The 23,212-nt window shown below is 65.3% G+C and carries 22 protein-coding genes; 5 read left to right on the top strand and 17 right to left on the bottom strand.

The annotated features are described in order from the left end of the window. Nucleotides 1–1,200 (top strand): nicotinate phosphoribosyltransferase, encoded by a 1,200-nt coding sequence (pncB, locus tag IB255_RS17515; protein ID WP_192210602.1) that lies wholly within the window; start codon nt 1–3, stop codon nt 1,198–1,200. A 32-nt stretch (nt 1,201–1,232) separates the two neighbouring features. Next, nucleotides 1,233–2,060: an ammonia-dependent NAD(+) synthetase gene (gene nadE / locus IB255_RS17510; protein ID WP_081515556.1), complete on the top strand. Its 828-nt coding sequence runs from the start codon at nt 1,233–1,235 to the stop codon at nt 2,058–2,060. Between the two features lie 53 nt (nt 2,061–2,113). Here the strand turns inward: nadE and trhA are convergent, their stop codons facing one another. Together trhA and azu are read right to left on the bottom strand one after the other, a co-directional pair. After that, nucleotides 2,114–2,740 carry a PAQR family membrane homeostasis protein TrhA gene (trhA, locus tag IB255_RS17505; RefSeq protein ID WP_081515555.1) on the bottom strand — a complete coding sequence of 209 codons (627 nt, stop codon included), beginning with the start codon at nt 2,738–2,740 and terminating at the stop codon, nt 2,114–2,116. Nucleotides 2,741–2,853: 113 nt separating this feature from the next. Then, the gene (gene azu / locus IB255_RS17500; protein WP_081515554.1) at nt 2,854–3,300 is read right to left on the bottom strand and encodes an azurin; all 447 of its coding nucleotides are present in this window, start codon (nt 3,298–3,300) and stop codon (nt 2,854–2,856) included. A 381-nt stretch (nt 3,301–3,681) separates the two neighbouring features. Here azu and IB255_RS17495 point away from each other — a divergent pair, with 381 nt between their 5' ends. Further along, the gene (locus tag IB255_RS17495) at nt 3,682–4,269 is read left to right on the top strand and encodes a TIGR00730 family Rossman fold protein (protein ID WP_081515553.1); all 588 of its coding nucleotides are present in this window, start codon (nt 3,682–3,684) and stop codon (nt 4,267–4,269) included. Between the two features lie 7 nt (nt 4,270–4,276). Here IB255_RS17495 and IB255_RS30945 read toward each other — a convergent pair whose 3' ends face one another. The 8 genes from IB255_RS30945 to IB255_RS17455 form a co-directional block, all read right to left on the bottom strand. Next, nucleotides 4,277–4,678, bottom strand: coding sequence for a type IV pilin protein (locus IB255_RS30945; protein ID WP_081515552.1), 402 nt, complete (start codon nt 4,676–4,678; stop codon nt 4,277–4,279). Nucleotide 4,679: 1 nt separating this feature from the next. Further along, nucleotides 4,680–7,883 carry a pilus assembly protein gene (locus tag IB255_RS17485; protein ID WP_192210601.1) on the bottom strand — a complete coding sequence of 1,068 codons (3,204 nt, stop codon included), beginning with the start codon at nt 7,881–7,883 and terminating at the stop codon, nt 4,680–4,682. Nucleotides 7,884–7,930: 47 nt separating this feature from the next. After that, entirely contained in the window at nt 7,931–8,386 is a 456-nt protein-coding gene (locus IB255_RS17480; RefSeq protein ID WP_081515550.1) for a PilX N-terminal domain-containing pilus assembly protein, read from the bottom strand. 14 nt (nt 8,387–8,400) lie between these two features. Further along, nucleotides 8,401–9,339: a PilW family protein gene (locus tag IB255_RS17475; protein WP_168190455.1), complete on the bottom strand. Its 939-nt coding sequence runs from the start codon at nt 9,337–9,339 to the stop codon at nt 8,401–8,403. Between the two features lies 1 nt (nt 9,340). Continuing rightward, entirely contained in the window at nt 9,341–9,814 is a 474-nt protein-coding gene (gene pilV, locus IB255_RS17470) for a type IV pilus modification protein PilV (RefSeq protein ID WP_081515549.1), read from the bottom strand. Between the two features lie 261 nt (nt 9,815–10,075). Then, a complete protein-coding gene (locus IB255_RS17465) occupies nt 10,076–10,927 on the bottom strand; it encodes a mechanosensitive ion channel family protein (protein WP_081515548.1) in 852 nt (283 codons plus the stop codon). Between the two features lie 110 nt (nt 10,928–11,037). Further along, nucleotides 11,038–12,162 (bottom strand): SO2930 family diheme c-type cytochrome, encoded by a 1,125-nt coding sequence (locus IB255_RS17460; RefSeq protein ID WP_412548122.1) that lies wholly within the window; start codon nt 12,160–12,162, stop codon nt 11,038–11,040. Beyond that, nucleotides 12,159–13,406, bottom strand: a complete 1,248-nt coding sequence (locus tag IB255_RS17455) for a parallel beta-helix domain-containing protein (protein ID WP_081515546.1) — start codon at nt 13,404–13,406, stop codon at nt 12,159–12,161. The genes IB255_RS17460 and IB255_RS17455 overlap by 4 nt, the downstream gene beginning before the upstream one ends. Nucleotides 13,407–13,583: 177 nt before the next feature. On the opposite strand from IB255_RS17455, the gene IB255_RS17450 reads away from it, so the two are divergent. After that, nucleotides 13,584–13,994: a bacteriohemerythrin gene (locus tag IB255_RS17450; protein ID WP_081515545.1), complete on the top strand. Its 411-nt coding sequence runs from the start codon at nt 13,584–13,586 to the stop codon at nt 13,992–13,994. Nucleotides 13,995–14,029: 35 nt separating this feature from the next. Here the strand turns inward: IB255_RS17450 and IB255_RS17445 are convergent, their stop codons facing one another. Next, entirely contained in the window at nt 14,030–16,279 is a 2,250-nt protein-coding gene (locus tag IB255_RS17445) for a YgiQ family radical SAM protein (protein WP_192210599.1), read from the bottom strand. Between the two features lie 210 nt (nt 16,280–16,489). Between IB255_RS17445 and IB255_RS17440 the strand changes: the two genes are divergently transcribed. Continuing rightward, nucleotides 16,490–18,382, top strand: a complete 1,893-nt coding sequence (locus IB255_RS17440; RefSeq protein WP_081515543.1) for a GGDEF domain-containing protein — start codon at nt 16,490–16,492, stop codon at nt 18,380–18,382. Here the strand turns inward: IB255_RS17440 and alr are convergent, their stop codons facing one another. The 6 genes from alr to rpsF form a co-directional block, all read right to left on the bottom strand. Then, entirely contained in the window at nt 18,383–19,459 is a 1,077-nt protein-coding gene (alr, locus tag IB255_RS17435; RefSeq protein WP_192210598.1) for an alanine racemase, read from the bottom strand. Nucleotides 19,460–19,527: 68 nt separating this feature from the next. Then, nucleotides 19,528–20,922: a replicative DNA helicase gene (dnaB, locus tag IB255_RS17430; RefSeq protein WP_081515541.1), complete on the bottom strand. Its 1,395-nt coding sequence runs from the start codon at nt 20,920–20,922 to the stop codon at nt 19,528–19,530. A gap of 126 nt (nt 20,923–21,048) precedes the next feature. Next, nucleotides 21,049–21,495, bottom strand: coding sequence for a 50S ribosomal protein L9 (gene rplI / locus IB255_RS17425; RefSeq protein ID WP_015479134.1), 447 nt, complete (start codon nt 21,493–21,495; stop codon nt 21,049–21,051). Nucleotides 21,496–21,516: 21 nt separating this feature from the next. Beyond that, the gene (locus IB255_RS17420) at nt 21,517–22,386 is read right to left on the bottom strand and encodes a hypothetical protein (RefSeq protein ID WP_151188491.1); all 870 of its coding nucleotides are present in this window, start codon (nt 22,384–22,386) and stop codon (nt 21,517–21,519) included. A 34-nt stretch (nt 22,387–22,420) separates the two neighbouring features. Beyond that, nucleotides 22,421–22,651, bottom strand: a complete 231-nt coding sequence (gene rpsR / locus IB255_RS17415) for a 30S ribosomal protein S18 (protein WP_003095634.1) — start codon at nt 22,649–22,651, stop codon at nt 22,421–22,423. Between the two features lie 29 nt (nt 22,652–22,680). After that, nucleotides 22,681–23,097, bottom strand: a complete 417-nt coding sequence (gene rpsF, locus IB255_RS17410) for a 30S ribosomal protein S6 (protein WP_015479136.1) — start codon at nt 23,095–23,097, stop codon at nt 22,681–22,683. Nucleotides 23,098–23,212 lie beyond the last annotated feature (115 nt).

Below are 23,212 nucleotides of genomic sequence, written 5' to 3'. Positions count from 1 at the left end.
ATGGCCGAGAGCGTGTTTGCCGACAGCATCGTGCAGAACCTGCTGGACACCGACTTCTACAAGCTGACGATGATGCAGGCGGTGCTGCACAACTACCCCAACGCCGAGGTGGAGTGGGAGTTCCGCTGCCGCAACGCCGAGGACCTGCGCCCATACCTCGCGGAAATCCGCTACCAGATCGAGCGCCTGGCCGAAGTGGAAGCCACGCCGGACCAGTTGGCCTTCCTCGAACGCATCCCGTTCATCAAGCCGGACTTCATCCGCTTCCTCAGCCTGTTCCGCTTCAACCTGCGCTATGTGCACACCAGCATCGAGGACGGCCAACTGGCCATCCGCCTGCGCGGGCCGTGGCTGCACGTAATCCTCTTCGAGGTGCCGCTGCTGGCCATCGTCAGCGAAGTGCGCAACCGCTATCGCTACCGCGAGGTGGTGCTGGAGCAGGTCGGTGAGCAGCTCTATCGCAAGCTCGACTGGCTCGCCGGCAACGCCAGCGCGGAGGAGCTGAAGGAATTCCAGGTGGCCGACTTCGGTACCCGCCGGCGCTTCTCCTACCGCACCCAGGAAGAAGTCGTGCACATCCTCAAGCGCGACTTCCCCGGCCGCTTCGTCGGTACCAGCAACGTGCACCTGGCCCGCGAATTCGACGTCAAGCCGATCGGCACCATGGCCCACGAATGGCTGATGGCGCACCAGCAGCTCGGTCCGCGGCTGATCGACAGCCAGATCGCCGCGCTGGACTGCTGGGTGCGTGAATACCGCGGCCAGCTGGGCATCGCGCTGACCGACTGCATTACCATGGACGCTTTCCTGGGCGACTTCGACCTGTACTTCGCCAAGCTCTTCGATGGCCTGCGCCACGACTCGGGCGACCCGCTGGTCTGGGCCGAGAAGGCCATCGCCCACTACCGCTGGCTGGGAATCGACCCGCTGAGCAAGACCCTGGTGTTCTCCGACGGCCTCGACATGCCCAAGGCGTTGCAGCTCTTCCGCGCATTGCGTGGCAAGATCAACGTCAGTTTCGGCATCGGTACCAACCTGACCTGCGACATCCCCGGGGTGGAACCGATGAACATCGTGATCAAGATGACGGCCTGCAATGGCCACCCCGTGGCGAAGATTTCCGACACCCCGGGCAAGACCCAATGCCGCGACGAGAACTTCGTCGCCTACCTGCGCCACGTGTTCAAGGTGCCGGTGTAACCCATTTTCCGCTTTCCACAGGAGCCCTCCAGATGAAAGACAGACAGGCCGCCATCGCCAGAGAACTCAACGTGCAGCCGCCCTTCCAGTCCGACGCCGAGCTGCAGGCCGAGATCCAGCGGCGCGTGCGCTTCATCCAGGACTGCCTGCAGGGTTCGGGGATGAAGACCCTGGTGCTGGGCATCAGCGGCGGCGTCGACTCGCTCACCGCCGGCATGCTCTGCCAGCGCGCCGTGGAGGGCCTACGCGCCGAGACCGGCAACCAGGACTACCGCTTCCTCGCCGTGCGCCTGCCGTACAACGTGCAGGGCGACGAGCAGGATGCCCAGGATTCGGTGGACGTCATCGCCCCCGACGAGCGCCATACCGTGAACATCGGCCCGTCCGTGCAGGCGCTGGCCGCCGAGACCCAGGCACTGGAAGGCCTGGCACCGGCCACTCGCGACTTCGCCCTGGGCAACACCAAGGCACGCATCCGCATGGTCGCCCAGTACACCATCGCCAACGCCCGCGCCGGCCTGGTGGTCGGCACCGACCACGCCGCCGAGGCGGTGATGGGCTTCTTCACCAAGTTCGGCGACGGCGCCTGCGACCTCGCCCCGCTCACCGGCCTGGTGAAGAACCAGGTGCGCAGCATCGCCCGCAGCCTCGGCGCGCCGGAGCATCTGGTGGAGAAGGTGCCGACCGCCGACCTCGAAGACCTCGCTCCCGGCAAGCCGGACGAGCACGCCCACGGCGTGACCTACAAGGAGATCGATGCCTTCCTGCACGGCCAGGACGTTGGCCAGGAGGCCTTCGACATCATCGTCCGTACCTTCGAGAAGACCCGTCACAAGCGCGCACTGCCCACCGCGCCGTAAGCGAACGGCAGCCGTTGGCGCGGGAGAAGTCCCGCGCCAACGAGTTCAGGGATTCAGTGCTGGGGAATGACGTAGCGCCAGATGGCGATGAAGTGCAGCAGGCTGCCGGCGATCACGAACAGGTGCCAGATGCCATGCCAGTGGCGGAAGCGGCTGTCGTAGGCGAAGAAGATGATGCCGATGGTGTAGAAAGCGCCGCCGCCCACCAGCCAGGCAAAACCTGCGCCGCCCAGCGCACGGTACAGCGGGCCCACCGCAATCAGCACGATCCAGCCCATCACTGCGTAGATGATGATCGACAGCACCCGCGCCTCGGAGCGCGGCTTGATCTCCTGCAGCATGCCGATCACTGCCATCGACCAGACGATGCCGAACAGCGTCCAGCCCCAGGGCCCCTTCAGCGTCACCAGGCAGAACGGCGTGTAGCTCCCGGCGATCAGCAGGTAGATCGACAGATGGTCGAGCTTGCGCAGAATGACTTTCGCCCGTCCCTGAACGCTGTGGTAGAGCGTGGAGATGCTGTAGAGCAGGGTCAGCGTCGTGCCGTACACCGCCACGCTGACGATGCGCAGCGGCTCGCCCACCAGGCTGGTGGCCACCAGCAGCCAGATGCCGCCCACCAGCGCCAGCACGGCGCCAATCAGGTGAGTCCAGGCGTTGAAGCGTTCACCGTGGTACATGAGTCCCCCGTTGCAATTTCAACCACGCCCACACCCTACCCTGCTTGCGTGAAATAAAAAGCCCGACCATGGGTCGGGCTTTTCGGATCACACGCTTTCGAGCGAAAGCGGGATCACTTCACCGCCAGGGTGCCCTTCATCATGGCCGAGTGGCCCGGGAAGGAGCAGAAGAAGGCGTATTCATCGCCAGCCTTCAGCTTGGAGACGTCGAAGGTCACCGAATCCTTCTCGCCGGAGCCGATGATCTTGGTGTGGGCGATCACGCGGGTGTCGCCGTCCTTGACGTAGTTCTTGTCCAGACCGGCGGCCATGCCGTCGGTCACTACGCCCTGCATGTCGGCGGCAGTGGTCAGGACCCAGTTATGGCCCATCACGTTCTTCGGCAGGCTGCCCGGGTGGGACAGGTTCACGGTGAAGGTCTTGCAGCTCTTGTCGACGCTGATGGCGTTGGTGCTGAACTGCATCTGGTCGTTGCCCTGGATGTCCACGGAGCATTCGGCGGCCAGCAACGGGGCACTGAACAGGCCAAGCAGGGATACAGCGGCGAGTTTACGGAACATGACATGCCTCCTAGGCAGGTTGGGCGGAGAATCCTGAAGGGGAAGACTGCCCGAACGCGATCGGGGTTCCCCTGATCTGCATCAATGGCCTTCGGCCACGAGCGAAGCTTGGAACTGTCTATCAGGTCGATCAGCAGGATCAACGAGGCAGATCAGCGCACCCCGCCTAGCATAGACGCCATCCCCCGGCCCCACAGGAGTTCGCGCCATGCACCGTCTTGCACTGTTACAAAGCCCGCTGCTACAGAACCTGCTCGCCTGCTACGCACTCGGCGCAACCGCCGGCGGCTGCCTGGACGACTGAATTCGGCTTGGTCGCTTTCCTCGCAGTCGGTAACCTGACGGCCTGCAAAACCAGGCCAGCAAAACGAGGACAGCTCCATGACCTTGCGTTCCATCTGCGTATTCTGCGGCGCCAGCCCCGGCGCCACCCCGATCTACCAGGAAGCCGCCGAAGCCCTCGGCCGACATCTCGCTGAAAACGGTATCCAGCTGGTCTATGGCGGCGGCGCCGTGGGCCTGATGGGCTTGGTCGCCAATGCCGCGCTGGCCGCTGGCGGCGAAGTCATCGGCATCATCCCGCAGAGCCTGAAAGACGCCGAAGTCGGCCACAGCGGCCTGACCCGCCTGGAAGTGGTGGACGGCATGCACGCGCGCAAGGCCCGCATGGCCGAGCTGAGCGACGCCTTCATCGCCCTGCCGGGCGGCCTGGGTACCCTGGAAGAGCTGTTCGAGGTCTGGACCTGGGGCCAGCTGGGCTACCACGCCAAGCCGCTGGGACTGCTGGAAGTGAACGGCTTCTTCGACCCGCTGCTGACCTTCCTCGACCATCTGGTGCAGGAGCGCTTCGTGCGCCAGCCGCACCGCGACATGCTGCAGCGTGCCGCCTCGCCCGCCGAGCTGGTCAGCGCCCTGGCCGACTGGAAGCCCCTGGCCGCGCCCAAGTGGGTCGACCGCACGCCGACCTGACGTACGCCTACCAGCAGCGCTCCGTGGCCGCGCCACGGAGCCCGCTGCTGGCCAGCGTCAGCACTCCGCAGGCATCCCCCGCCATCGCCCCGAGCGGCTCGGCCTGCAGGACATAACCCGACTCCTCCGGACCACTGGCGAAACTCAGGCGGTAGAAGGCCTTCCCTGCATCGCGTGGCGACTGGTCGAACGGCAGCGTTACGCCGACGTAGGTGCCGCGGCTGGTGTAGAAGCGCTCCAGCGACTGCGCCAGCTCCACCAGCGACTTCTGCGCGTCCACCCGGCGCACCCGTTGGATATGATCCTGGTACGCCGGCAGGGCGATACCCAGCAGGATGCCGATCAGGGCCAGGCAGACCAGCAGCTCCACCAGCGTGAAACCGCCGGCGCGTTTGTTCGGCGATGTCATTTCAACGAGACTCCCACCAGGCCTTGCGCCCGAAGTCACGGAGCAGATCCAGCGCCTGCCCCTGCGGACGGCCATCGCGATCCACACCCAGGATGTGCAGGCCACTGGCCGGATCGGATTGCAGCAGCGCGCCGCTGGACTGCTGCGCTGCGTCGCTGCCCGCCATGACGGCGCTCGGCAGACCGCCCACCAGCCGCTCGCCGCTGCCGCTATCCAGCACGACCCAAGCGTGAGCGAGCGGATCGCTGCAGGGGTCCTCTCCCGGTGCGATCAGGTTGAACAACACCAGCCTGCCGTCACGAACCTGCGGCTGCTCCACCACGCGCCAGCCATCGGCCGACAGGTCGACATACCAGCCACGACCACCGTCCTTTCCGGGCACCGGCAGGAGGTCTGACCGCCCAACCAAGGCCCGCCCGTCGTCGAGCACGCCATAAAGGCTTTCAGTCCTCGCCGTGGGCTCGTCGTCACCCACACGGTAGTAACGCCCGGTGCCGAGCAACACTCGCACCTGTCCACTGCGGTCCAGAGCTGCCGCCACCGGCGCAGTAATTGCCTGCGAATTCCCGTCCGGCGCCAGCGTCCGGAACAACGGTTTGCCGGCCAGCGACGATGGAATCGCCGAGTCGCCACCCGCATCGCCCGCCAGATCCACACGCCAGAGATTCCCGAGGCTGTCGCCCACATAGAGGCGGTTGGCGGTCACCCCGCCCACACTGCTGATCGCCGTCACCGGCCCCAGGTCACCGGCCTCGGGCAGGTGGATGCGCTTGAGCACACGACCATCCGCGGCATCGAGCAGCCAGATGTCCCCGCCACGGTATTCCGGGTCCCTGGCGCCGGAGGAAACCGCCACGACGAACCTTCCCGATTCGAGCGCCATGAGTGCTGGCCGCCCCAGCGTGTAGCCGAGGTCGGGGTGGCTGAACTCCCAAAGCACGCTGCTCGACTGGACGTGTTCTGGGTCGGTCACGTCCAGCGCGAACAGGCCGTTGCCGCCTGCTCCGGTGCTGCCCACCAACAGAGTTCGCCACTCTCCGCCTATCCAGGCATTGCCCACCATGGGCGACCCATCGACGTAAAAGCGATGGGCATAGCCGGGGTCGGCCAACTCGCGAAGGTGGCCCAGCACCGCCGCCGGCACATAGGCGAACAACTCACGCCCATCGCGCGCATCGAAGCCATGCAGCATGCCGTCATTCGCGCCCACCGCCACCAGCGGCGCACGCTGCTGGTATTGCTCGCTGGCAAGGAACTCCCGGTAGCCAGTACCCAGCGGATTGGGCAGCTCGCCGTAAGGCTGCGGGTCGTGCCAGGAATAGACCGGGCGCGAGCCAACGATGTCGCCCAGCCGGCTGCTGCGCAGGCGGAAAGGCAACGCACTGCGGGGCTCGCTCCGTTCCTGCAGGCGCGACCCGCGAAGGTAGTCGACCAGCGACTCGCCCTGCTCGCCCCCCAGCCTGCGGCGCTGTTCGTCATCCAGGGCACTCCAGGCGAAGAGCATGCCTGCGCGCGCGATCAGCGATCCGTCTGCCCCTGCCCCGGCGGGCCGCACAGTGAGAATGTTCCGTCCGGCCACTTGCGCTTCGCTCTGCTCGTCCAGCTTCCGGGCGGCCGACCACCGCGGCAGCCGCTCGCCTTCGCGCCATAGTTGCAGGTCGCCGCTCCAGCGCCGCTCGGCCAGCAGGGTACTGAACCACTCGCCGGGGTTCTGGCCGGCACTGAAGTTGCCGGTGCTCCTCGGCTCATCGTCGGCTGCTTGGGCGAACGCCTGTTTCAGTTCATCGCGCAGCGGGTCAGGGTCGGCGAGTTTCAGCAGGTTGAGCGGCCAGCCGTCCACGCCCTGCCACGCGCTTTCCGGCAGTGGGGATGCGCGCACAAAGGCATAGCCGCGCGGGATGGCAAAGCCGCCGTACTGGGTCGCCAGCCACAGGGAGCTGCCCGGCCCGGCCACTTCGCGGGAAGACGCCAGCCAGTAGGTGGCAGCGCTCTGACGGCCGGGGAGGTCCGGGCGCAAATCGCGCACATGGGCGTCATAGGCCAGGCCTGCCAGTGCGAGCGAAGCGGCGGAGCCTGCGCCGCCCTGCATGGCCGTCACCTGCTGCGTCGCCTGGGCAATCGCTGGATCGCCAAGACGCGGCAAACTCACGCCGGCCTCGCCCTCACCCGCGCCGCCAATCCCGAGCACGACGTTGCGCTGGCAGGCGTAGGTGAGCGGGTCCGCATGATCTCCCTGATGGCGCAGGTAGCCTGTGGCGGCTTGGAGCAGCTCGCCCAGGTCATCGAATGGCAGGAACGACGAGGACTCGCCGAAACGGTTGAGAGCGGCGATCACTCCAGCCGGCCGGTCGATGAAGATTCCGGACTGCGCCGACCACTCTTTCAGCGGGTTATCCCGTCCATCATCCAGCCACGGCCCGACGAATTTCTGCGGCGCGCGCAGCACCACTCCCGTTTCGCGATCAGACCGGCCGAAGAGGCTGAAGCGCAGGCGACCGGCATATTCCTGCAGTACGCCCTCAGGCTTGGAATGCTCGCCATAAGGCCGGCAATTACGCTCCAACTGGCCGGCAACGCAGACCTGTACGCGCACCGCGATCCGGTAGGTCGTCGCAGGCAAAAGCGGCTCTGCGGGCGGCAGCTCCTGCGGCTCGCCGGGAAAGTCCGGGCTGCGACTCAGGAAAAGGCCGCGTTCCTCTCCTGCAACACGCAGGTACAGCGTTACGCCGGAGAATGGCGTGGCACCCGCGACGCTGTCGAAAGGCAGAAGGCGATCCGGGAAGGCGCCGTCCCGTTGCAGATTCCGCCCCTTCTGCAACACCGTCAGTCCGGCACTGTCGATGAGGCGGTCGCCGCCGGTCAGCACGGCGCGATACACATCGATGGCCTGTGCCGTCGCCCAGTTGAGGAAGTTGCCGCTCCAGGCCCGCCGGCAGACATGGGCCAGCGCCGGGCCGACGGGCTGGAAATAGCGCTCCGTCTCGTCTTTGCCAGCACGGTAGGCGTAGCACTTGTCCGGGTCGAAGTAACCGAAGTACTGCTCGCCGGTGACATAGACCGGGTTTGGATTGGCTGCCGCCGCCGTCGCCCCGTGGGCCGAAGATGGCAACAACAGGATATTGCCCGGAGCACCACTGGCGACCTGCAGCGGCACCTGACTGACCGGCGCAGCCGACAGTACGCCCGCCAGCATGGCGCCCAGCATCAGGGAACAGAGTCTTCCGAGCCTCACTAGCACCTCCTTGCTGCGCGCTAACGGATGAAAAAGATGCTGCTCAGCCGGACGCTGGAAACCGGCTCCCCCGAAGGCTGGCGACGCGCACCAAAGCCTTCGGCGCGCACCTCGATGGCTACACCATTGGCCGCGCCGCCCTTGCCGACTTCCAGCCCCTCGCAGGCCAGCCAGCGCAGGAAGCGCAGCCGATAAACCGGCTGCACCGCACTGCCGGAAAAACCGCCAGCCACTCCTTCGGCAGCCTCGACAGAGGCCAGGGGGCCGTCGTGCCGATAGCGCTCCAGTGCAGCCGCTTCGCCCGCGCGCAGCGCCGCTTCTGCTGCCTGGAAGGCCATCTGCCGGTCACGCAGGTTGCCGGCCATGCGTTCTTCCAACTGCACCATGCGCATGCTCGCCAGGCCGATAAGGGTGAGCAGCAACAACATGACCAGCGAGACCAGCAGCACCGCCCCGCGCTCGAACTCATGGCGCATCGACGAGCCCCCGTTCACGGCGAGGGATTGCGTAGCGCGATGGTGCTGCTCATCACCAGCCGCAGCCTTCGCTCCGCGTTCGGCGGGAGGGTGCGGCCGTCGAACTGCAGCGCCTTGGGTGCCTCGTCGACCTCACGGGTCTGACTCTGCAGCAGCAGGCTGATGCGTACCGTGCGCACCCGACGCCAGTCGCTGGCCGTCATTTCCCGCGCCGCCTTGTAGGCCGCCACCACTTCGCTGCCCACTCCCGCCACGCCGTAGCGCAGGCTCATGCCGGCGACGCCGTTCACCAGTTCTTCGGTGTTCGATTTGCTTGAGGTCTGGCTGTTGTCCGTCACGAACAACCCCGGCGTCCCATCATCGTTCCGGCGGATCGAGTAGATGACATAGCGGTATCGATAGACCCGCGTCGCCGCAGCCAGGAAGTGCTCCAGCGAACGATCCGCCAACAGGCTCGCCGCGTTCCCGGCATTGCGCAGCAGCAGGCAGGACTGCTGATCGTTGAGCAGATAGAAGGCCCCGGAAACTGCACCCGAAGAAGCCAGGAACAGCCGGTTGCCGCTGATCGAGCGAGCCTCGAGAACAGGCTCGGATGCATAACGCAGCAACACCGCATCGGTGTTGGCCAAGCGCTCGGAGGGCATCCAGGCCGGAGCCGACATCCCGGCTCCGAACCCTTCGATTGCCGAGGCATCGATCGCGTACTTTGCCCCTTCCGCACCAGCGGTGTTGACCAGTCCGCTCGCGCAGGCGCCTGAGAACCCGGCATTGCGCAGGTCCCGCGCAATGGCCTCCAGCGCGAAGCGGCCAGTCTCCTGCAGCTCGGCCAGCGCGACGCTGCTCTGATAGCTGCGCTTGTTGCCGAGGACGACCTGGATGACGCCCGCCAGGAGCAGCAGCCCGAGCGCCATGGCCACCAGCAGCTCGACCAGCGAAAGTCCGCGCTGGCGCATGTCAGAGGCCTGCCCGGTAAGTGAAGGTTTCCCAGGCATTGCCAGCCTCCCCCAGACGCTCGCGCGCCCCTCGGTCGTCCCAGCGTACGGCGATCACCACGCTGTACTGGTCACCGCTGTGGACCACCTGCACGGAACCGCTACCCGATCCACGGAGCGTCTCGCAGACATCAGCCTGCCACTGGCCGAGATCGAGTTGCGCCCGCGTCGAGCCAGCGCTTTTCGGGCATCCGGCGGCCACGTCGAGGAAGTTCGTGTCGTAGGCGCCCGCGCGGGCGGCGTCAGGATTGGCGCGCAGCAGGTCGGCCATCTCGCTGGCCAGCCAGGACGCCTGGGAATGTTGCAGCGCGCTGTAGCCGGCGCGAATAGCGACGTTCTGCAGACCCGCCAGCCCCAGCAGTCCAATCCCGAGGACAAGCACCGAGACCAGCACTTCCACCAGGGTGAATCCTTCGCTGCGCTTGCCGCCAGCCATGTCGATCACCTTGCCGCCGAGGAGTGAGCTTCAAGGGTGCAAGGCAGAGCGCGGGGCGGTCAGCCAGACATTTGCTGGGAGATCGACGGGAAAAGTCCGCCAGCCGGAGAGGATCAGGCGTGCAGCTAGGAAGGCGTCCGAAGTACCGCGCCACTCATCCGTGCCGGGGAGCCATCGGTCCCGGCGAGGTTGTTCGCGCCGGGATTCTCGCTGGGAAAAGAAAAGGCCACCTTGCGGTGGCCCTTGCAGGTGCAGGAGCCGTCAGCTGTTCGCCGACTGCTGCACGATCACCGTCTGCGCCGGCATCGGTGCCGGGAAGTCGGTGCCCAGGGCTTCCTTGATGGTGCGGTTGGTGTCGAAGTAGACCTGCCAGTAGTTGTCGTTGTGGCAGTACGGACGCACTGCCAGCACCGGGCCGACGAGGTTGAACTCGAGGATTTCCACATCCACCGGCGGGTCGGTCAGCACATTCGGGATCGCCGCGATGCGCTGTTTGAGCACCGCGACAGCAGCTGCATAGTCGGCGGCGCCGGAGAGCTGCGCCTTGAGCTCCACGCGGCGGAAGGTGTTGTGGCTGAAGTTCTGGATGGTGTCGCTGAAGATCTTGTTGTTGCCCACCAGGGTCAGGACGTTGTCCGGGGTGTTGATGGCGGTGGCGAACAGGCCGATCTCCTTCACAGTGCCGGTCACGCCGCCGGCGGAGACGAAGTCGCCGACCTTGAACGGCCGCAGCACAATGATGAAGCCACCGGCCGCGAGGTTCGCCAGCAGGCCCGACCAGGCCATGCCGATGGCCAGGCCGATGGCGGCGATCAGTGCGGCGAGGCTGGTGGTCTGCACGCCGAAGTAGCCGAGGATGCCGACGACCAGAAGGATGTTCAGGGTGACGGTGATGAAGGAGCCGACGTAGCGCAGCACCGTCGGATCGACGCTCTGCCTGGCCAGGGCCTTCTCCACCAACCCGACGGCGAAGCCGATCAGCCAGCGGCCGAGTACCCAGAAGAGGATGGCGACGATGATCTTCACACCGAATGCGAGCGCGTACTGCGAAACCGTCGCCCACAGTGCGTTGATCTTCTCCGTACCCACATTGATGATGTTCGTATCTTCCATGGAAGCGCACCTGCGAGAGAAAGGGACCAGATGAACGCTAGCACGGCCCCAGCCGTTTGCTCGTCGCAGCGCGCAGCCCAGAGCCCTGGCGGGCTCCGGGCGCTATTGCACTAGCAGTCGCCGGGCAGCGAGGCGATCCAGCGATTGAGCATTTCCAGCCCCTCGCGGTGCACCAGGATACGACCCAGCTCGGGCATCATGTCGCCCGGCTTGTCGCTGCCGACCCGGTAGCTGAGCACGGACTTCTCCGGGCTGCCGGGGTGGATGTCTTCCAGCCGCCCGCCCGTGCCGCCGCCCGCTGCCACAGGCGGTTTGCAGATGCCGTAGGCGATGGAGACCGGCGTGTGCGGGTCGAGGTAGAGGCCCGAAGTGCGCGCCGCGCCCTTGGGGTTGTGGCAGTGCGAGCAGTTGGCGTCGAGGTAGCTGCGCGCCTGTTTCTCCAGGTCTTCACCGGGGCGCGGATGCCCCCACAGCGCGTTCTGCGGCACTTGCGCCAGCGCCGGCAGGCCCTTGAGGAAGCCGCGCGCCTGCCAGTGCTGCAACTGGTTGTCGCTGCCTTCGGCGTAGGCGAAGTCCTTGTTCAGGTGCCGCGCCTTGGGCCCCAGCGGGGCGATGCCGCCGCCCTTCTGCTCGGCGTGGCATTCGGAGCACTGGTTGGCGTCCGGCACCATATAGGTGAAGGCGATCTTCTTGCCGTCCTCGGCGGTCAGCTCCAGCGCCGGGCTGTCGCCAGCGACCTCCAGGGTCGCTTCGCTCTGCTCGGCATTCCACACGTAGGGCAGCGCCGCCCAGCCGTCCTTCTGCCGCACCAGCACGCGGGTCTCCACCAGATGAACCTTGGCCATGTCGAGTCCGGCCTTCGGATCACGGTCATCCTGGCTGTTCTGCAGCAGGTTGCCCTGGGCGTCCTTGGGGTAATAGAAGGTCTTGGTCAGGACGGTACCGACGGGGTAGTCGAAGCGGTCCTCGGCGTACTGCGCCGACTGTCCTTCGGGCATCCATACGGTGCGCAGTTTGTGTGCGTAGTCGGTGAACAGCGAGGTGTTCAGGTCATAGGGCAGCACCTCGGCGGCCGGCGCCAGGTGGCCGTCCGCCAGGTGCAGCATGCCCCAGCCGCTGAGCTTTTCCGGGTAGTCGTCGCCTTCGGGCTGGTAACGCGGCTTGCTCTCCTGCCCGCACCCGGCCACCAAGGTGGCCAGGGCGAGCGACAACAGGAACGAAGCGGGTTTCATCATGCCTTGTTGCCCTTTTCACCCAGGCCGGCCTGCTCGATCTTCGGCAGCGGCTTGAGCTTGCACTGGTGCGAGCTGATGTCGGTGCTGATGTTCTTGTAGCCGTTGGGGCCGTCGACGTTGACGATGCCGGCGCTGCCGTTGTCGATGCAGATGGCCAGGGCTTCGGGCAGCTTGCCGTCGACCAGTTTCTTCTCGTTGAAGTAGCCGTCCCAGAGGATGTCCGGCAGGCGCCCGGTGAGGCCGAACTTGGCGACCTTGAGCGCTTTCAGCTCCAGGTGGTCGGGGCTGTCGCCACCGGGGCCGAAGGTGTTGCCGTGGATGAAGATGCCCTCGGGATAGGGGTCGAAGTTCGGCTGGGTGGCCTTCTCCGAATAGTTGGTGCTGAAGTAGCTGCTGATGATGACGTTGGCGGTTTTGTGGTTGCCGATCTTGTTGTTGAAGATCTCCACGTCGTCGTTGGAATTCACCACCACGCCCGAGCCCGCCGGCACGCTGGCCACCGGCGTGCCCTTGTGGCCGAAGTTCTCGTGGTTGTTGCCCTGCACGTCGTTGTCGAAGACACGGGTGCCGCGCCCCGGCTGCTGCAGGTTGGGCATGTTGAAGACGAGGATGCCGCCGGTGTTGTCGGTGGCGACGTTGTTGTAGACGTCGGCGCCGATGGTGTTCTCGATCTCGATGCCGGCGACGTTGCGCTCGGCGCGGTTGTTGCGCACTACCACGTTACGCGACTGGCCGACGTAGATGCCCGAGTCGGAGGCGCCGATGGCGACGTTGCCTTCGAGCAGGGTGTTCTCGGTCTGCACCGGGTAGATGCCGTAGCCGCCATTCTCGGTGGAGGCGCCGTTGGTCCACTCGGTGCGGATGTTGCGGATGACGATGTTCTTGCCGCCGATGACCTTCAGGCCGTCGCCCTTGGTGTCCTCGATGGCGAGATTCTCCAGGGTGAAGTCGGAGGCGTCGACGAACAGCCCTTCGGCGCCGGCCTTCTGGTTCTTGAAGCTCAAGATGGTCTTGTCCATCCCGGCGCCGCGGATAGTCACGCCGTCCACTTTCAGGCTGAGGCTGCGGTCCAGGTGGTAGGTGCCGGCGGGAATGTCGATGACATCGCCAGCCTTGGCCTTGATCAGGCGGGCCTGCAAGTCCTTCTGGAAGTCGCTGCTGACGGCGGCGGTAGGCTTGTCGCCTTCGCCGCAGGCGGCCAGGGCAACGGAGAATGCGAGAAGGGAGAGAGTGGCGAGACGCATGGCGGGCTCCGGTCTTGTTCTTATGATGTGGAACTATCGTACCAACTGATCCGGAGAATACTCCTACATCCCGCGCCACGCCAGCCCTTCAGACACATCGCACTTTGATTGATTGGCGTCACGGTTTCGTGGTGGCGGATCGGGATGATCTGCGCTTCCACCCCAAGGAGTACACGGATGAGCTTCATGCCCTGGAACGACGAGTTCGTGATCGGAATCGAGCGGATCGATGAACAGCACCGCTGGCTGGTCGACCTCACCAACGCGCTGTACGACAGCCTCAACGGCGCCGACGGCGAGGGCCAGCCCATCGGCGAGCTGCTGGAGCAACTGGTGGAGTACACGATGAACCACTTCATCGTCGAGGAGGTGTTGTTCCAGCGCCTGGGCTACCCGGACGAGGAAGCGCACCGCGCCGAGCACGACCGCTTCAACCGGCAGATCATCGACCTGCTGTACCGTCATGAGGATGGCGAGGCGGTCTCGGTCGAGGCGCTGGAGCTGCTCAAGGCCTGGCTGATCCACCACATTCTCAAGGTGGACAAGGCTTACGTGAGCTTCTTCCAGCAAAAAGGCGTGACCGCATAGCGGGCACGCCTTTTTTCACAGCACGGGCAGACGGATCAGCGCGGGATATTCGGCTGCCGCTTGGTGGTGCGTTTCTTGCCCTTGGCGTAGCCGGTGGCCTTGCCTTCCTCGGTCTTGTTCCACGGCTTGGAGCCATTGCTGGCGCGCGGCGGCAGGCCGGTGTGCTGGGTCAGCAGCGGCTGGCCGGCCTTCTTGCTGCCGGCCGGGGTGGAGTTCTTGCGGCGCGCGCTCTGGTACTCGTCGGTCTGCGGCTGGTAGGTCGGGATCAGATGGTGCTTGCCGTTGCCGATCAGGTCCGCGCGGCCCATGCGCTCCAGCGCTTCGCGCAACATCGGCCAGCCCTTCGGGTCGTGGTAGCGCAGGAAGGCCTTGTGCAGGCGGCGCTGCTGGTCGCTCTTGACGATGGTCACGCTGTCGCTCTTGTAGGTGACCTTGCGCAGCGGGTTCTTGCCCGAGTGGTACATGGCGGTCGCGCTGGCCATGGGCGAGGGATAGAACGCCTGCACCTGGTCCGCGCGGAAGCCGTTGCGCTTGAGCCACAGGGCGAGGTTCATCATGTCCTCGTCGGTGGTGCCCGGGTGCGCGGCGATGAAGTACGGGATCAGGTACTGCTCCTTGCCCGCCTCCTTGGAGAACTTCTCGAACATGCGCTTGAAGGTGTCGTAGGTGCCGATGCCCGGCTTCATCATCTTCGACAGCGGGCCTTCCTCGGTGTGCTCCGGGGCGATCTTCAGGTAGCCGCCGACGTGGTGCGTCACCAGTTCCTTGACGTACTCGGGCGACTGCACGGCGAGGTCGTAACGCAGGCCGGAGGCGATCAGGATCTTCTTCACGCCCGGCAGGGCGCGGGCCTTGCGGTACAGCTCGATGAGCGAGGAGTGGTCGGTGTTGAGGTTCTCGCAGATGCCCGGCCACACGCAGGACGGCTTGCGGCAGTGACGCTCGATCTCCGGGTCCTTGCAGGCGATGCGGTACATGTTGGCAGTCGGGCCGCCGAGGTCGGAGACCACACCGGTGAAGCCCGGCACCTTACGCATCTCCTCGATCTCGGCGAGGATCGATTCGTGGGAGCGGTTCTGGATGATCCGCCCCTCGTGCTCGGTGATCGAGCAGAAGGTGCAGCCACCGAAGCAGCCCCGCATGATGTTCACCGAGAAACGGATCATCTCGTAGGCCGGGATCTTCTCCTTGCCGTACAGCGGGTGCGGCACGCGCGCATAGGGCATGCCGAACACGTAGTCCATTTCCTCGGTGCTCATCGGGATGGGCGGCGGGTTGAACCACACGTCCACCTCGCCATGCTTCTGCACCAGGGCGCGGGCGTTGCCCGGGTTGGTCTCCAGGTGCAGCACGCGGTTGGCGTGGGCATAGAGCACCGCGTCGCTGCGCACCTTCTCGAACGATGGCAGGCGGATCACCGTGCGATCGCGCTCCAGGCGCGGGTGTGCCAGCAGCTGCACGACCTTGGCTTCGTTCGGGTCTTCCTGCTCGCCCTTCTCCTGCTCGATGGCGCAGGCGGCGGTGTCCTGGGTGTTCACGTACGGGTTGATGATCTTGTCGACCTTGCCCGGTCGGTCGATGCGGGTGGAGTCCACCTCGAACCAACCTTCGGGGGTGTCGCGGCGCACGAAGGCGGTGCCGCGCACGTCGGTGATCTGCTCGACCTGCTCCCCGGCGGCCAGGCGCTGGGCGATTTCGACCACGGCGCGTTCGGCGTTGCCGTACAGCAGGATGTCGGCGGTGGCGTCCATCAGGATGGAGCGACGCACCTTGTCCTGCCAGTAGTCGTAGTGGGCGATGCGGCGCAGCGAAGCCTCGATGCCGCCGAGGATCACCGGGGTCTCGCTGTAGGCCTCCTTGCAGCGCTGGCTGTAGACCAGGCTGGCGCGATCAGGGCGCTTGCCGGCCAGGCCGCCCGGCGTATAGGCATCATCGCTGCGGATCTTCTTGTCCGCGGTGTAGCGGTTGATCATCGAGTCCATGTTGCCTGCCGCCACGCCGAAGAACAGGTTCGGCTGGCCGAGCTTCATGAAGTCGTCTTTCGAGCGCCAGTCCGGCTGGGCAATGATGCCCACGCGGAAGCCCTGGGCCTCCAGCAGACGGCCGATGATGGCCATGCCGAACGACGGATGGTCAACGTAGGCATCCCCGGTGACGATGATGATGTCGCAGGAATCCCAACCCAGCTGATCCATCTCTTCCTTGCTCATGGGCAGGAACGGCGCCGGGCCGAAACACTCGGCCCAGAACTTGGGATAGTCGAACAACGGCTTGGCGGCTTGCATCACGGGCACCGGGGTATCTCTAAGTAGGTATCGCGGAAAAACGCGGGCGCGGAATATAGCACAAAAAGTGTACAACACCCGACCAGTGAGCTCAGATTTAACTGGGATTTAGCCGGCGCACGGTAGATTGCAAGTGCCATCATCTGGCTATACTCCAGCCACTATCCGCAGTCAGCCTGGCCACCCCTCCCAGGCCAGGGAGTACCTGTCGTGCGTCGTGCCTTCGTGCTGTTGCTTACCCTGCTGTTCTGCCACACGGCGCTAGCCTTCGAACTGGACGACAAGGCCAGCGGCGCCTGGCTCAACGATCACCTCGAACTGCTGCAGGAACGTGATGGCCCGCTGTCGCTGGAAGCCGTGCAGGCCAGCCGCGACTTCGTGCCCGCCAACGGCCGCACCAGTGTCGGCCAGAGCCCGGACGGCTGGTGGCTGCGCCTGGACCTCGACCGCCGCACCACCCCGCAGGGCGGCTGGTGGCTGGAAGTGGACGCGGTCAACCTCAAGGATTTTCGTCTCTACGTACCCGACGAACGGGGCGTCTACCGGGAAACGCTGTCCGGTGAGGCCGTGCCCTTCGCCCAGGGCCGCGACCGCGACTACCGCCGCCCGGTCTTCCATCTGCCCGAAGGCAGCGGTCCGGTGCGCCTCTACGCCCGCGTCTACGACCCGGCGGGCAACTCCTTCCCGCTGCGCATCTGGTCGCTGAACGACCTGCAGGACCATCGCGCCGATACCAGCCTGTTTCTCGGTTTCATCTACGGCCTGATCGCCGCGCTGCTGCTGTACAACCTGTTCATCCTGCTGACCCTGCGCGACCCGGCGTACTTCTGGTACGTGCTGACCACCGCCAGCGCGCTGCTGTTCAGCCTGGGGATGAGCGGGCACGGCTTCGAGTACTTCTGGCCGGACCACCCGGTGCCCTGGTGGCTGGACCGCATCACCCTGCCCTCGCTCTGGGGCCTGTGCGTGCATCGCTTCACCATCACCCTGCTGCAGACCCGCCGTCATGTGCGCTGGTCGCACTGGCTGCTGAACCTGAACTGCGCGCTGTATGTGCTGACCATCGTCCTCGGCGCCCTGCACCTGCGTGGCGTGGCCGGCTGGATGCTGGTGGCGATCACCCTGATCGGCGTACCGGCGGCGCTCGGCGGCGCCCTGGTGCGCTGGCGCCAGGGCTCGTTCCCGGCGTTCCTCTACCTGCTCGGCTTCGGCCTGGTGCTGACCAGCGTGAGCATTTCAGTGATGCGCGCCACCGGCGTGGTGCAACCTTCGCCGCTGACCTCGTACATCTTCCCCATTGCCGTGGCCATGGAGTCGGTGCTGTTTTCCTTCGCCCTCACCTCGCGCATCCAGGGCCTCAAGCGCGAGCGCGCCCAGGCGCTGGAACAGGCCGACCGGGAGAAAAGCGCGCGCCTGACGCTGATGCAAAGCGCCCAGCAGGACCTGGCGACCGCCGTGGCCGAGCGCACCGCCGAACTCACCCAGAGCAACCAACTGCTGCGCGAGCGTGAAGTACAGCTGCAGCACGCCGCGCACTACGACCCGCTGACCGGCCTGCCGAACCGCCGCTACCTGGTGGAGCACGCCGAACACGCCCTGGCCAGCGCCCAGCAGAACGGCGAGACACTGGCGCTGATGCTGATCGACCTGGACCACTTCAAGCCGATCAACGACAGCTACGGCCATGACGCCGGGGACTTCATGCTGCAGAACGTCGGCAATCGCCTGCGCCAGTGCGTGCGCGGCAGCGACTGCGTGGCGCGCCTGGGCGGCGACGAATTCGCGGCGCTGATCTCCGGCCCGGATGCCGAGAGCCACGCCAAGGAGATCGCCTGCCGCATCCTCAACGAACTGGCGCGCCCGGTGAGGTTCGAAACGCTGGAACTGCGCGTCACGCCGAGCATCGGCGTGGCCATCTACCCCAGCCATGCGATGCAGTTCAGCAAGCTCTACAAGGCCGCCGACCAGGCGCTCTACGAAGTGAAGGGCAACGGACGCGCGGCCTATGCCATGGCCAGCGAAGCCGCTGGCGAAACCAGCGAGCTCTGGCCGGAAAAAGAATGGCTGGAAAGCGAATGGCTGGAGAGCGAAGACCGCGCCTGATCAGTTGCGGTAGCGGCGCGGCACGCGAGCAGTGACCTTGGTCAGCAGCTCGTAGCCGATGGTCCCGGCGTGGGCCGCCACTTCATCCACTGGCAGGTTGGCGCCCCACAGCTCGACGCGGTCGCCCACGGCGGCATTGGGCAGGTCGGTCAGGTCCACCGCCAGCATGTCCATGGACACGCGCCCGGCCAGCACCGTGCGCTGGCCATCCACCAGCACCGGCGTACCGCTCGGCGCGTGGCGCGGATAACCATCGGCATACCCGCAGCTCACGGTGCCGATGCGCGAAGGCCGCTCGGCCACCCAGGTTGCCCCGTAACCAACACTCTCACCGACCGCCACTTCGCGCACGGCAATCAGCTGCGCCTCGAGGCTCATGGCCGGGCGCAGGCCCAGCTCGGCAGCACCGATATCGGCGAAGGGCGTGGCGCCGTAGAGCATGATGCCGGGGCGAATCCAGTCCATGTGCGCGGCGGGAATGGTCAGCACCGCGGCGGAGTTGGCCAGCGAGCGCAGGTCGAAATCCAGGTCCAGCACACTGAGGAAGCAGGCCAACTGATCTTCGGTCAGCTCGTCGCCGCGCAGGTCGGCGTTGGCGAAGTGGCTCATCAGGTTCAGCTCGGCCACCTGCGGCACCTGGCGCAGGTGCGGATGCCAGTCGCGCAGCTCTTCGGGCGAGAAGCCCAGGCGGTGCATGCCGGTATCCAGCTTCATCCACACATTGAGCGCGCTGGGCAACTGCGCGGCGAGCAATGCCTGGGCCTGCTCGGGGCCTTGCACCGCCACGTCCAGGCGTAGCTGGGCGGCGATCAGGTATTCCGAGGGCTCGAAGCAGCCCTCCAGCAGCAGAATGCGGGCGCCGGCGTGTAGCGCGCGCACCTCGGCGGCCTCTTCCAGGCAGGCCACCGCAAAGCCGTCGGCCTCGTCGTGCAGGCAGCTCACCACCTCCCGCGCGCCATGCCCGTAGGCATTCGCCTTGACCACCGCGAAGGCTTCACGCCCGGGCGCGCAGCGCTTGGCGACGGCGTAGTTGTGGCGAATGGCGGCTAGATCGACGTGGGCGACGAGCGGGCGCATGGCTGTCTCTGCAATGAAAACGGGCGCCTATCTTAAGGCGCCCGTCGGTCACGCGGAATGCGGCATCGTTACTCGTCTTCGAAGTTGTACATGCCGGGGGCGAGGTTCTCGAAGCGGCTGTAGCGACCGAGGAAGGCCACCCGCACGGTGCCGATGGGGCCGTTACGCTGCTTGCCGAGGATGATCTCGGCGACGCCCTTGAACTCGGTCTCGGGGTGATACACCTCGTCGCGGTAGACGAACATGATCACGTCGGCGTCCTGCTCGATCGCTCCGGATTCACGCAGGTCGGAGTTCACCGGGCGCTTGTTGGGGCGCTGTTCCAGCGAGCGGTTGAGCTGGGAGAGCGCTACCACCGGGCAGTTGAATTCCTTCGCCAGCGCCTTCAGCGAGCGGGAAATCTCGGAAATCTCGTTGGTCCGGTTGTCGCCAGCGGAACCGGGGATCTGCATCAGCTGCAGGTAGTCGACCATGATCATGCCGATCTCGCCGTGCTCGCGGGAGAGGCGGCGAGTACGCGCACGCATTTCCGAGGGCGAGATGCCGGCGGTGTCATCGATGAACAGCTTGCGGTCGCTGAGCAGGTTCACCGCCGAGGTCAGGCGCGGCCAATCCTCGTCGTCCAGCTTGCCGGTACGCACCTTGGTCTGGTCGATGCGGCCGAGCGAGGCGAGCATACGCATCACGATGGAATCGGAGGGCATCTCCAGGGAGTACACCAGGATCGCCTTGTCGCTGCGCATCAGGGCGTTCTCCACCAGGTTCATGGCGAAGGTGGTCTTGCCCATCGACGGACGGCCGGCAACGATGATCAGGTCGGACGGCTGCAGGCCACTGGTCTTCTCGTCGAGGTCGGTGAAGCCGGTGGTGATACCGGTCAGCGCATCCGAGGTGTTGAACAGGTGGTCGATGCGGTCGATGGTCTTGACCAGGATGTCGCCGATGCCCACCGGGCCGCCGGTCTTGGGGCGCGCTTCGGCGATCTCGAAGATCCGCCGCTCGGCTTCGTCGAGCACTTCGTTGGCGCTGCGCCCCTCGGGGTTGAAGGCACTGTCGGCGATATCGCTGCTGATGCCGATCAGCTGCCGCAACGTGGCGCGCTCGCGGATGATGTTCGCGTAGGCCTTGATGTTCGCTACCGAGGGCGTGTTCTTCGCAAGCTCGGCGAGGTACGCGAGGCCGCCCACCTGGGACAGCTGCCCTTCGCGCTCGAGCATCTCGGACAGGGTCACCACGTCGATCGGCTGGTTGGCTTCGGCGAGCTTGTAGACGGCGCGGAAGATCAGACGATGGTCATGGCGGTAGAAGTCGCCATCGGACACGGCGTCGGAGACGCGCTCCCATGCATTGTTGTCGAGCATCAGGCCACCCAGCACCGCCTGTTCGGCTTCGATCGAGTGCGGCGGCACCTTGAGGGAAGCGGTCTGCAGGTCGTATTGCTCGGGGATGGTGATGTCGTTCATGGGCTCTTCGTGTTGTGTGAAACGGCGGAAAAACAAAGGGCACGGACCGAGGATCGGTACCGTGCCCATTGTTATTGGACTGATTCACCCAGGCAAGCCGTGTGAATCGTCCTAGCGACGGATCGCTTACTCGGCGACTACAACCACGTGCAGGGTTGCATCAACATCCATGTGCAGTTGCACTTCGATGTTGTATTCGCCTACAGCGCGCAGGGCGCCGTCGGGCAGGCGAACTTCGCTCTTTTCCAGCGGGTAGCCGGCAGCCGAAACGGCGTCGGCGATGTCGCGGGTGCCGATCGAACCGAACAGCTTGCCTTCGTCGCCAGCGTGGGCGCCGATGGTCACGATCAGTTCGGCCAGTTGGGCAGCACGAGCTTCAGCAGCAGCTTTTTTCTCAGCAGCGGCTTTTTCCAGCTCTGCACGGCGCTCTTCGAAAGCAGCGACGTTGGCAGCGGTGGCAGCGGTGGCTTTGCCCTGCGGCAGCAGGTAGTTACGAGCGTAACCGCCCTTTACGTTCAGCTTGTCGCCCAGGTTGCCCAGTTTGGCGATCTTTTCCAGCAGGATGACTTCCATTTGAGTCTTACCTCTTAACTTTTAACCTTCACCGTTCGCAGCTTTCTGGCGCTTGGCCAGGCGACCGCGAAAATCAAACAGACTGTCGACTACGGCGACAAGACAGATCACATTGCCCAGTACGAATACCAGCAGGTACAGCGGTGCCAGCCAGAAGCCCGGAAGCTTCTTCAGCGCGGCCAGGCCGTGCCCCAGTGCGATCCCGGCGAACAGCAGCGGGATCATGCACAGCGGCGCCAGCATGGTGGCCGCGGGACCTGCGAAGGGCAGAGCCACAACGCCGACCAGCAGCGCCAAAGCCGTGCCCGGCGACAAGCGCAGTGCGCGGAACTCGCGGCCAAACCCTTCCGGGTTGAACAGTACTGCTTGCCAATAACGCGCCAGCATCAGGCACAACAGGCTGATCGTCTGCAGCGAGGCTGCCATCAGGCCGGTGATGGTCGGGACCATCTCCGCCTGCAGGGCGGCCATCTGTTCCGGCGAAAGCTTGGCTTCGGCCAGAACCTGCGGCAGGGCCTTGCCGAATGCATCGGCCAGACCTGCGACCAACCCGGCCGACACCGTGCTGAGCAGCAGCACGAACACCGCACCGAGCACAACGCTCGCCAGCATCACCTGATTCCAGGACACCTTGCTGCGCAGAACCTGCGCCAGCACGGCACTACCCACCAGAACCAGACTCACGCTGGGGTCACCCAGGTACCACCAGGCCAGTGCCGGAAGCAGCGCCCAGGCCAGGATGCCAAAGGCATCGCTGGGACCACGGCGCAACAGCACCAGACTGCCTGCTGCGGCACCGAGCCAGAACAAAGGCTGCAGTACCGCGGCTGCGACGACCACCAGGGTCGCCTGCATGCGGCCTCGCATGACAAATTCAGCCAATGCGCGCATGCGATCTATCCATCAATTCCAGTCGACTGCCCGATCAACGGCCGTGGCTGTCGGTGTAGGGAAGCAGGGCCAGGTAGCGGGCGCGCTTGATAGCGGTCGCCAGCTGACGCTGGTACTTGGCCTTGGTGCCGGTGATACGGCTCGGAACGATCTTGCCGGTTTCGGAAACGTAGGCCTTCAGGGTGTTGAGATCCTTGTAATCGATCTCTTTCACGCCTTCAGCGGTGAAACGGCAGAACTTACGACGACGGAAGAAACGTGCCATGTGTGTGGCTCCTCAATACTGGTCCGGGATTACTCGTCAGCGCTGTCGCGGCTATCTTCGCCGTCAGCGGACTCGCCCTCGTTCGATTCGGGACGCTCACGGCGCTCGCGGCGCTCGTTGCGGCTCTCTTCGGCCTTCAGCATTTCGGACTGGCCGGTAACGGCTTCGTCGCGACGGATGACCATGTTACGGATCACGGCGTCGTTGTAACGGAAGTTGTCTTCCATTTCTGCCAGGGCCTTGGCGGTGCACTCGACGTTCATCAGAACGTAGTGAGCCTTGTGCACGTTGTTGATGGCGTAAGCCAGCTGACGACGGCCCCAGTCTTCCAGACGGTGGACTTTGCCGCCGTCTTCTTCGATGGCCTTGGTGTAACGCTCGACCATGCCACCGACTTGTTCGCTCTGGTCCGGGTGAACCAGGAACACGATTTCGTAATGACGCATAAATGCTCCTTACGGATTGCAGCCTGCCGACAAAGCGGTCAGACAAGGAGTGAATGATTTTTTCCTTGCCGCTCGGAAGCACGCGCGAACGCCTGCCCGGACGACAAGGGCCGAC

Source organism: Pseudomonas sp. PDM22, from assembly GCF_014851965.1.
In the GTDB taxonomy this organism is placed as follows: Bacteria; Pseudomonadota; Gammaproteobacteria; order Pseudomonadales; family Pseudomonadaceae; genus Pseudomonas.
Note: the sequence above shows the minus strand (reverse complement) of the source record. Positions and strands in the feature narration are given on the sequence as shown.

What these genes read in the sequence shown, in the direction of transcription:
- nadE (WP_081515556.1), top strand. Translation starts at nt 1,233, where the DNA reads ATGAAAGACAGACAGGCCGCCATCGCCAGAGAACTCAACGTGCAGCCG.
- pncB (WP_192210602.1), top strand. Translation starts at nt 1, where the DNA reads ATGGCCGAGAGCGTGTTTGCCGACAGCATCGTGCAGAACCTGCTGGAC.
- IB255_RS17445 (WP_192210599.1), bottom strand. Translation starts at nt 16,279, where the DNA reads ATGCAAGCCGCCAAGCCGTTGTTCGACTATCCCAAGTTCTGGGCCGAG.
- IB255_RS17455 (WP_081515546.1), bottom strand. Translation starts at nt 13,406, where the DNA reads ATGCGTCTCGCCACTCTCTCCCTTCTCGCATTCTCCGTTGCCCTGGCC.
- IB255_RS17495 (WP_081515553.1), top strand. Translation starts at nt 3,682, where the DNA reads ATGACCTTGCGTTCCATCTGCGTATTCTGCGGCGCCAGCCCCGGCGCC.
- IB255_RS17460 (WP_412548122.1), bottom strand. Translation starts at nt 12,162, where the DNA reads ATGATGAAACCCGCTTCGTTCCTGTTGTCGCTCGCCCTGGCCACCTTG.
- IB255_RS17450 (WP_081515545.1), top strand. Translation starts at nt 13,584, where the DNA reads ATGAGCTTCATGCCCTGGAACGACGAGTTCGTGATCGGAATCGAGCGG.
- IB255_RS30945 (WP_081515552.1), bottom strand. Translation starts at nt 4,678, where the DNA reads ATGACATCGCCGAACAAACGCGCCGGCGGTTTCACGCTGGTGGAGCTG.
- alr (WP_192210598.1), bottom strand. Translation starts at nt 19,459, where the DNA reads ATGCGCCCGCTCGTCGCCCACGTCGATCTAGCCGCCATTCGCCACAAC.
- IB255_RS17480 (WP_081515550.1), bottom strand. Translation starts at nt 8,386, where the DNA reads ATGCGCCATGAGTTCGAGCGCGGGGCGGTGCTGCTGGTCTCGCTGGTC.
- rpsR (WP_003095634.1), bottom strand. Translation starts at nt 22,651, where the DNA reads ATGGCACGTTTCTTCCGTCGTCGTAAGTTCTGCCGTTTCACCGCTGAA.
- rplI (WP_015479134.1), bottom strand. Translation starts at nt 21,495, where the DNA reads ATGGAAGTCATCCTGCTGGAAAAGATCGCCAAACTGGGCAACCTGGGC.
- pilV (WP_081515549.1), bottom strand. Translation starts at nt 9,814, where the DNA reads ATGGCTGGCGGCAAGCGCAGCGAAGGATTCACCCTGGTGGAAGTGCTG.
- azu (WP_081515554.1), bottom strand. Translation starts at nt 3,300, where the DNA reads ATGTTCCGTAAACTCGCCGCTGTATCCCTGCTTGGCCTGTTCAGTGCC.
- trhA (WP_081515555.1), bottom strand. Translation starts at nt 2,740, where the DNA reads ATGTACCACGGTGAACGCTTCAACGCCTGGACTCACCTGATTGGCGCC.
- rpsF (WP_015479136.1), bottom strand. Translation starts at nt 23,097, where the DNA reads ATGCGTCATTACGAAATCGTGTTCCTGGTTCACCCGGACCAGAGCGAA.
- IB255_RS17485 (WP_192210601.1), bottom strand. Translation starts at nt 7,883, where the DNA reads ATGCTGGGCGCCATGCTGGCGGGCGTACTGTCGGCTGCGCCGGTCAGT.
- IB255_RS17420 (WP_151188491.1), bottom strand. Translation starts at nt 22,386, where the DNA reads ATGCGCGCATTGGCTGAATTTGTCATGCGAGGCCGCATGCAGGCGACC.
- IB255_RS17465 (WP_081515548.1), bottom strand. Translation starts at nt 10,927, where the DNA reads ATGGAAGATACGAACATCATCAATGTGGGTACGGAGAAGATCAACGCA.
- IB255_RS17475 (WP_168190455.1), bottom strand. Translation starts at nt 9,339, where the DNA reads ATGCGCCAGCGCGGACTTTCGCTGGTCGAGCTGCTGGTGGCCATGGCG.
- dnaB (WP_081515541.1), bottom strand. Translation starts at nt 20,922, where the DNA reads ATGAACGACATCACCATCCCCGAGCAATACGACCTGCAGACCGCTTCC.